Raw genomic sequence first — 7,797 nt, forward strand, 5'->3', positions numbered from 1 at the left:
GGCCTTGCCCGTATCCAGGGCGAGGAAGGCCCGTTCTGGGGCCATAACGCCATGGTGCGCACCAATGCCTTTGCCGAAAGCTGCGGCCTGCCGGCGCTTTCCGGCGCGCCGCCCTTCGGCGGCCATATCCTGAGCCACGACTATGTCGAGGCGGCGCTCTTGCGGCGTCAGGGCTGGATCGTGCGGGTCGATCCCGATCTCGAGGGCTCCTATGAGGAAGGGCCGCAGAACGCGATCGACTATGCCAAGCGCGACCGCCGCTGGTGCCAGGGCAACCTCCAGCATATCCGCCTTTTGACCGCGCCCGGCCTGCATGGCTGGAACCGGTTCACCTTTCTCCAGGGTGTGATGGCCTATATCAGCTCGCCGCTGTGGATGGCTTTCATCGTCGCCTCGATCGTCGCGCCGCTGTTTGCGCCAGCGATCGACTACTTCCCGAGCCCCTATCTGCCGGCGATCTTTCCGCGCGCCGAGACCGCGCTCGCGGTCACGCTGCTGGTCGGGGTCGGCGGGCTGCTGATCGGGCCGAAACTGCTGATCGCGCTGCGCGCTGGCGTCTCCGGCGAAGCGCGCCGTTTCGGGGGCTTTTTCCGGGTGTTCCTGTCCACGCTCGCGGAGATCATCTGGTCGTCGCTGCTCGCGCCGATCACGCTGATGTATCAGAGCCGCTCGGTGATGCAGGTGATCTTCGGCATGGATGGCGGCTGGCCGTCCTCCGACCGCGAGGGCCAGACGCTGAAATTCGGCGAGGCCTTCCGGGCAAGCTGGTGGATCGTGCTGACCGGCATTCTGACGCTCGTCGGCTCGTGGACGCTTGCGCCGGACCTGTTCTGTTGGCTGACGCCGATCGCAGGCCCGCAGATCATCGCCCCGCTGCTGATCGCCGCAAGCTCATCGCCGGCGAGCGGTCGCTTCGCCTATCACTGCCAGCTGTTCCGCACGCCCGAGGAACTGGCGCGTCTGGCGATCGTCAGGGAACGCGACCGCGTTCTAGCGCGTTGGAACGAGAGACCGGTTATTGACCGGGAAACCGCCGCGCCGAGGACGGATGCAATCGAGCCCGCCTATTCGGCAGCGCAGGGATAACGCCTTTGGACGCAAACAGGAGCAAGGCCGCCGCCCCGTCGGCCCCGGTGAAAAGCAAGCGCGATCCGCGCCTCGATGTTCTGCGCGGTCTGGCGCTGATCATCATCTTCATCGACCATGTGCCGGAAAACCTCTACTCGTTCTACACGATGCGGATGTATGGCTTCTCCGATGCGGCGGAAGCCTTCGTGCTGATCTCGGGCATTTCGGCGGGCCTTGCCTATAGCGGCCGTTTCGTCGCCGGCTCGCTGATGGAGACGGCAAAGCGCATCTGGCGGCGGGCGGGCACGATTTATGGCGCGCATCTGTTTTCCACGCTTGTCGTGCTGGCGCTTGCAACGCCGTTCCTGGTGCGCTTCGGCATGGAGGAATTCGCCGAGCTGAACGGGCTGTCATGGCTGTGGGAACAGCCGCTCGGCACGGTTGCAGGCTCCGCCCTGCTCACCTATCAGGTCAGCTATTTCAACATCCTGCCGCTTTATATCGTGCTGTTTGCGGCCCTGCCGGCGCTGCTATTGCTTGGCAAGCGCAGCATCGGCCTGATGCTGTCGGTCTCGTTCGCGGTCTGGCTTGTGGCGCGCTATTTCGAGGTCCGGCTCCCGGCCTATCCCGCCGACTGGGCCTGGTTCTTCAACCCGTTCTGCTGGCAGTTGCTGTTTGCGATCGGCCTTGCGGTCGGCATAGCCAACCGGCGCGGCAAGGCGCTGGTTTCGTTCCACCCCGTCCTTTACGCCGCCTCGGTCGCCTTCGTGGTCTATTCCGTCTGGTGGCGCCTGATCGGGGAGTATAATTTCCCGTTCCCCGCCTTCATGCCGGACTTCATCGCCGATACCAGCAAGGAATGGCTCAGCCTGCCGCGCATCGCCCATATCCTGGCGCTCGCCTATATCGTGGTTTACATGCCGGGGCTCAAACGCTTCCTGTCGCTCCCGGTCTTCGAGCCGATTAATGTCATGGGCCGGGCGAGCCTCGCGACCTTCGTCACCGGCTCGCTGACCGCCTTCGCGTTTCAGATTCTGCGCGAAATGACCGGCGTTACGGTTCTGGGGGATACGTTGCTGCTGCTGGCGGGCATCGCGATCCAGTATTTCGCCGCCCGCACCGCACTTGCCCGCGCCGGCAAGGCCAAGGCGATACCGCCCGCGATCACGCCGCCGCCGGAGGCCGCCATCAAGCGGTCAGGCTGAGCTTCCGGCCTTGGCCGGCGCGCCGAGGAGCAGGGGCCGCAGCGCAAGCGCCGCGACAAGGCCGATCAGACAGACGACGGCCGCAAACATGAACAGCATGGTGAATGTATCGCCGTAGCCGCCGACCGCCAGCGCCCGGGCGGGCTCCGGCAATGCGGCGATGGCCGTGGGAGAAAGCTCGGTCAGCGCGCCGACGCCCGGAATGGACGCGGAACGGCCAAGGCCATGGGCCAGGATCGCGCCGTAGATGGAAATGCCGGCCGATGCCCCCACCATGCGCGACAGCGTCACCGTGCCGGTGGCGGCCCCGACATCGCCGCCGCGCGCGGCATTTTGAACGCCAAGCACCGGCACCTGCTGGCCGAAGCCGATGCCGAGCCCGTGCAGGCCGAGGATCACCGCCATCAGCGCCAGCGGCGCGGAGACGGCAAACAGCGAAAGCGTCACAAAGGCCAACGTCGAGATCGACAGGCCGAGAATGGCGAATGGCCGGTATCGTCCTGTGATCGACATCAGCCGCCCGCCGGTGAGCGCGCCGACAGCCAGACCGATGGTGACCGGAATGAAGAACAGGCCCGCCGCCGTGGGCGAGAGCCCGTGAACGGTCTGCAGGAACAAAGCGAGATAATTGACCATGCCGATCGCGATGCTGCCGCTGGCGATCGAGACGATCAGAAGCAGCACGACGGTCCGGTTTGAAAATAGCGAGAGCGGGATCATCGGCTCTGGCGCGCGCCTCTCCACCATCACCCACAGGCCGGTCAGTGCGGCGACCGCGGCCACCACGCCAAGGCTTGCCGGCGACAGCATCGAGCCGAAGATTTCGCCGGAATCGCACCACAGCACGATCCCCGTCACCATCAGCGCCAGAAGCAGCGCGCCGAGGAAATCGATCTTCGGTCTGCGCCCGGTCTTGCGGTTGGGGAGGAGGATGTGGAGGCCCGCAAGCACGACAAGCCCGACCGGCAGGTTGACGAGAAAGATCGACCGCCAGCCGAAAGCGGCCGTCATCGTGCCGCCAAGGATCGGGCCGAGCGCGCCCGACGTCATCAGCACGAGACTGGCATAGCTCTGGTACTTGGCCCGTTCGCGCGCGGGAAACAGGTCTGCATTGAGCGAGAAGATCGACACCATCAGCCCGCCGCCGCCGAAACCCTGAAGAACGCGCGCGGCGATCAGCGTGTTCATCGAGACCGCCAGCCCGCAGGTCAGCGATCCGACCAGAAAGATCACGATTGCCGCCATCAGCACATATTTTCGCCCGATAAGATCGCCAAGCTTGCCGTAGATTGGCATCACCGCGCAGGATGCCAGCAGATAGGCCGAGGCGACCCAGCCGAACCGCTCGACGGCGCCGAACTCGCCGACGATGGTCGGCAGCGCGGTGGAGACGATCTGGTTGTCGAGGGTCGCCAGGAACATCGACATCAGCAGGAACAGGAAGGCGATGACCCGACGACGCGGATGCTCTACCAGCGAGACGAACGGGCTCTGTTGGTCCATGGGCGGGGCTGTCTCAGTGGAACGCATCGCCGATACATGTGCTGAAAGCAAATATTTGTCAACAGCATGGATATGCACTATGCATGTTTCAAATTTTCCGATGATCTGATAGACAGAGAGCATGGACGAAAAGCGCGACACGACAGCCCCCGATCAGGCCGATGCCATGCAGCGGATTTCCGACACCATGACGCAGCAGCGGCTGATGATGCGCCGCCGCATCATCGGGCGGATCGCGATCGCCAATGTCGCGCCGGCGCTGGAAATCACCCATCTCGATGTGCTCGACGTGGTCCATCGCGCCGGCGAGAATCACCGCGCGACGATCGGCTCGGTGGCTGACGGCATGCGGATCGACCCTTCGCGCGCAAGCCGCATCGTCGCCGAACTCGTTTCCCAGAACGTGCTGGAACGCCGCGTTTGCCAGAACGACGCCCGCCGTTCGATCCTGGTTATCACGCCGAAGGGCAGGGCGCTGCTGAACGAGGTGCACGCGGTGAAGCGGCGGCTTCTGGAAAGCGTCACTGAAAACTGGTCGGCCGATGACCTCGACACGTTCTCCAGGCTCTATCAGCGCTTCGTCGACGGCCTCGAGGACTATGCCCGCGACCATGCCGGCGAAGCCGCCGAGATCGCGCCCAAGACCCGCACCGCGAGCTGAGCAGAACGGACCGGGCGGGGATCGGCAGGCGAACACGTCCGGGCGGGCGTGCCACCCTTCCCTTTGGCCCCGATCCGCTCTATTGCGTAGGCCATGAACGAGACCTTCACGATATTGCTGGGCGGTGCGCTTACGGTTGACGACCGGGTGCTGGCGCTTGTGGCCGGAAGCCGGGTGATCGCCGCCGATGGCGGCATGCGCCATGCCGGGGCGCTTGGCGTGCAGCCGGAAGTCTGGGTAGGGGATTTCGATTCCACCGATGCAGCACTTGTGGCGCGCTTTCCCGACATCGCGCGCAAGAATTTCCCGCCCGCCAAGAACCTGACCGATGGCGCGCTTGCCGTCGAGGAGGCGATCGAGCGGGGTGCTCAGCGGATCGTGATGGCCGGCGCTCTGCAGGGCGAACGCACCGATCATGGGCTGATGAACCTGCTGCTCGCCCTCCGGCTGGCTGGCGATGGCATCGACATTGTGCTGACCTCGGGCGAAGAAGAGGCCCATCCCCTGCTTGCCGGCGAAACCGTGGTGGACATGCCGGAAGGCGCGCTGTTTTCCGTGCTCGGCGTATCAGACCTTGCAGGTCTTTCGATCGACAACGCCGTCTACCCGCTTGAAGACTTCGCGCTGCCCTTCGGCGCGGCACGCGGGGTTTCGAACAAGGCGAAGGGCGGGCCGGTGCGCTTCGGCTTGAAAAACGGCGCGGGGATCATCATTCTCCGGCCGCATGATTTTTCGGGAGTATGAGGCGATATGCCGCCGATTTTGAAACTGGACGATATCCATCTGAGCTTCGGCGGAACGCCGCTTCTCTCCGGCGCCGGCCTGCAGGTCGAACCGGGAGACCGGATCTGCCTTGTCGGGCGCAACGGATCGGGCAAGTCGACGCTTCTGAAGATTGCCGCGGGCCTGGTCGAGGCGCAGTCGGGCGAAATCTTCCGCCAGCCGTCGGCCACCATACGCTATCTCGAACAGGCGCCGGATTTTTCCGGCTATGCCACCGTGGAAGCCTATGTCGCGGCGGGCCTTGCGCCCGGCGATGAGCATTACCGCGCCGATTACATGATGGAGCATCTCGGCATTTCGCCGTCGGCCGATCCGAAAAAGCTTTCCGGCGGCGAGGCGCGGCGGGCAGGCCTTGCGCGCGTGCTGGCACCAGAACCCGATATCCTGCTGCTGGACGAGCCGACCAACCATCTCGACCTCACCACCATCGAATGGCTGGAAGAGGAGCTTGCCGGCACCCGCTCGGCCATGGTGCTGATCTCGCATGACCGGCGTTTTCTCGAAAACGTCTCGACCGCCACCGTCTGGCTCGACCGCGGCATCGCGCGGCGAATGGACCGGGGCTTTGCCCATTTCGAGGAATGGCGCGACAAGGTGCTGGAGGAGGAAGAGGCGGAGCAGCACAAGCTGGCGCGCCAGATCGTGCGCGAGGAACACTGGCTGCGCTACGGCGTCACCGCAAGGCGCAAGCGCAATATGCGCCGCCTCGGCGACCTGCACGACATGCGTGCCCGTCACCGCGCCCACCAGGGTCCGCAGGGCACGGTCAACGCCACGGTCAGCGATGTGCGCGAAAGCGGCAAGCTGGTGATCGAGGCGGAGAACATCACCAAATCCTTCGGCGAACGGGTGATCGTGAAGCCGTTTTCGCTGCGTGTTTCGCGCGGCGACCGCATCGGTCTCGTCGGCCCGAACGGGGCGGGCAAGACCACGCTCTTGAAGATGCTGACCGGCCAGCTTGCGCCCGACAGCGGCTGGGTACGCCTCGGCGTCAATCTCGAGATCGCCGTGATCGACCAGAAGCGCGAGGAACTCGACCCCGACGACACGCTGGCGCATTACCTCACCGACGGGCGCGGCGACACGCTGCTGGTCAATGGCGAGCAACGCCATGTCGCGGGCTACATGAAGGACTTCCTGTTCCAGCCCGAACAGGCGCGCACGCCGATCCGCAACCTCTCCGGCGGCGAACGCGCGCGGCTGATGCTGGCGCGCATCCTGGCGCGGCCGGCGAACGTGCTGATCCTCGACGAGCCCACCAATGATCTCGACATCGAGACGCTGGACCTGCTGCAGGAGATCGTCGCCGGGTTCGCCGGCAGCGTCATTCTCGTCTCTCATGACCGCGATTTCCTCGACCGCACCGTCACCTCGACGATCGCGCCGGCCAATCCGCTGTCGCCGGATGGCGAATGGCTGGAATATGCCGGCGGCTATTCCGACATGATGGCCCAGCGCAAGGGGGCGGCCGCCGAGGCCAGGGCGGCCGAAAAGAAGGAAAAACAGGCCGCCCGGGAGAAGGCTGCGCCCGAACCCGCCAAGGCGAAAGGAAAACTTTCCTACAAGCAGAAATTCGCGCTCGAAAACCTGCCCAAGGAAATGGCGAAGATCGAGGCGGATATCGCCAGGCTCGAGGAACGCATGGCCGACCCGCAATTCTTCGCCCGCGATCCCGATGGTTTCTCCAAGGCCGCGAAAGTGCTGGAACGCGAGCGCGCGACGCTCGCCGCCAAGGAAGAGGAATGGCTGGAGCTGGAAATGCTGCGCGAAGAACTGGAAGGCTGATGGCGCTCGCCTATTTCGCCTACGGCTCCAACATGCTGACCGAGCGGCTGGCGCGACGCTGCCCCTCGGCAAGGCCGGTCGGCCCGGCCGTGCTGGAGGACCACGCGCTTGCCTTCTCAAAGATCGGCAATGAGGGGTCCGGCAAGGCGACGATCGTCAAGCAGCCAGGCGTGGCGGTGTTCGGTGTGGTCTTTGTGCTCGACCTGAGCGAGCGCGATCTGCTTGATGCGTTCGAGGGCAAAGGCAAGGGCTATGATCGCATCGATGACTGCGCGGTGCGCCTGCTGAAGGACGGCGCGACGGTCTCAGCCTGCACCTACAAGGCCCCGCCCGCCTTCCGCGATCCGGCGCTGCTGCCCTTTGACTGGTATCATGCGCTGGTCATTGCCGGCGCGCGCCAGCACGGCCTGCCGGAGGATCATGTCGCCCGGCTTGCCGCCGCCCCTTACCGCCCCGATCCCGACCGTTCGCGTCCGGCCGGTGTGGAGGCGAGGGAGGTTCTGGCCAGCGCGGGCTTTGATGGCGATGGGGCTTTTGCTGGCTATCGACCTTGAAAGGCGATATGGGGGCAGCATAGATAATGCCGGGCTGTCCGACGGGAAAGAAACAGGCGATGGATCAGAAACCGCATCACAGGACGCAAAGCTGGATCGGCACGGCTGCCGCCGCCCGTGCGCCGCTGATCCCCTCCGTCACCGCCGCGCGCTGGCTGCTGCTCGGTGTGGCGCTCGCCGCGATCTATTTCTTTCACGGCTTCCTGGTGCCGGTTCTGGCGGCGCTGATCATCGCCTT

7 protein-coding genes and 1 pseudogene are annotated in these 7,797 nt (G+C 65.0%); 7 read left to right on the top strand and 1 reads right to left on the bottom strand.

Features of this window, described 5'->3' with window-relative positions; genetic code table 11:
• The coding region (mdoH, locus tag B4E36_RS07860; RefSeq protein ID WP_345900206.1) for a glucans biosynthesis glucosyltransferase MdoH at positions 1-1,086 on the top strand (1,086 nt) is incomplete at its 5' end.
• Positions 1,087-1,091: 5 nt separating this feature from the next.
• The gene (locus tag B4E36_RS07865) at positions 1,092-2,273 is read left to right on the top strand and encodes an OpgC family protein (protein WP_292053817.1); all 1,182 of its coding nucleotides are present in this window, start codon (positions 1,092-1,094) and stop codon (positions 2,271-2,273) included.
• On the opposite strand, the gene B4E36_RS07870 is transcribed toward B4E36_RS07865, so the two are convergent.
• Complete coding sequence (locus B4E36_RS07870) at positions 2,265-3,776, bottom strand: MDR family MFS transporter (protein ID WP_292053813.1); 1,512 nt, start codon at positions 3,774-3,776, stop codon at positions 2,265-2,267. The genes B4E36_RS07865 and B4E36_RS07870 overlap by 9 nt on opposite strands.
• A 121-nt stretch (positions 3,777-3,897) precedes the next feature.
• On the opposite strand from B4E36_RS07870, the gene B4E36_RS07875 reads away from it, so the two are divergent.
• From B4E36_RS07875 to B4E36_RS07895, 5 genes and pseudogenes are all read left to right on the top strand, one after another.
• Entirely contained in the window at positions 3,898-4,437 is a 540-nt protein-coding gene (locus B4E36_RS07875; RefSeq protein WP_292053811.1) for a MarR family winged helix-turn-helix transcriptional regulator, read from the top strand.
• A gap of 93 nt (positions 4,438-4,530) precedes the next feature.
• Positions 4,531-5,181: a thiamine diphosphokinase gene (locus B4E36_RS07880; protein WP_292053809.1), complete on the top strand. Its 651-nt coding sequence runs from the start codon at positions 4,531-4,533 to the stop codon at positions 5,179-5,181.
• 6 nt (positions 5,182-5,187) lie between these two features.
• Complete coding sequence (locus B4E36_RS07885) at positions 5,188-7,005, top strand: ABC-F family ATP-binding cassette domain-containing protein (protein WP_292053808.1); 1,818 nt, start codon at positions 5,188-5,190, stop codon at positions 7,003-7,005.
• Entirely contained in the window at positions 7,005-7,559 is a 555-nt protein-coding gene (locus tag B4E36_RS07890) for a gamma-glutamylcyclotransferase family protein (protein ID WP_292053806.1), read from the top strand. Before B4E36_RS07885 ends, B4E36_RS07890 begins: the two co-directional genes overlap by 1 nt.
• Positions 7,560-7,618: 59 nt before the next feature.
• Positions 7,619-7,797, top strand: a pseudogene (locus B4E36_RS07895) (AI-2E family transporter); the annotation flags it as partial.

The organism is Martelella sp. UBA3392 (assembly GCF_002358775.1).
In the GTDB taxonomy this organism is placed as follows: domain Bacteria; phylum Pseudomonadota; class Alphaproteobacteria; order Rhizobiales; family Rhizobiaceae; genus Martelella; species Martelella mediterranea.

Bases quoted from the DNA above. Each gene is read 5' to 3' on its own strand.
- B4E36_RS07870 (WP_292053813.1), bottom strand. From the start codon at position 3,776: ATGGACCAACAGAGCCCGTTCGTCTCGCTGGTAGAGCATCCGCGTCGT.
- B4E36_RS07885 (WP_292053808.1), top strand. From the start codon at position 5,188: ATGCCGCCGATTTTGAAACTGGACGATATCCATCTGAGCTTCGGCGGA.
- B4E36_RS07880 (WP_292053809.1), top strand. From the start codon at position 4,531: ATGAACGAGACCTTCACGATATTGCTGGGCGGTGCGCTTACGGTTGAC.
- B4E36_RS07875 (WP_292053811.1), top strand. From the start codon at position 3,898: ATGGACGAAAAGCGCGACACGACAGCCCCCGATCAGGCCGATGCCATG.
- B4E36_RS07890 (WP_292053806.1), top strand. From the start codon at position 7,005: ATGGCGCTCGCCTATTTCGCCTACGGCTCCAACATGCTGACCGAGCGG.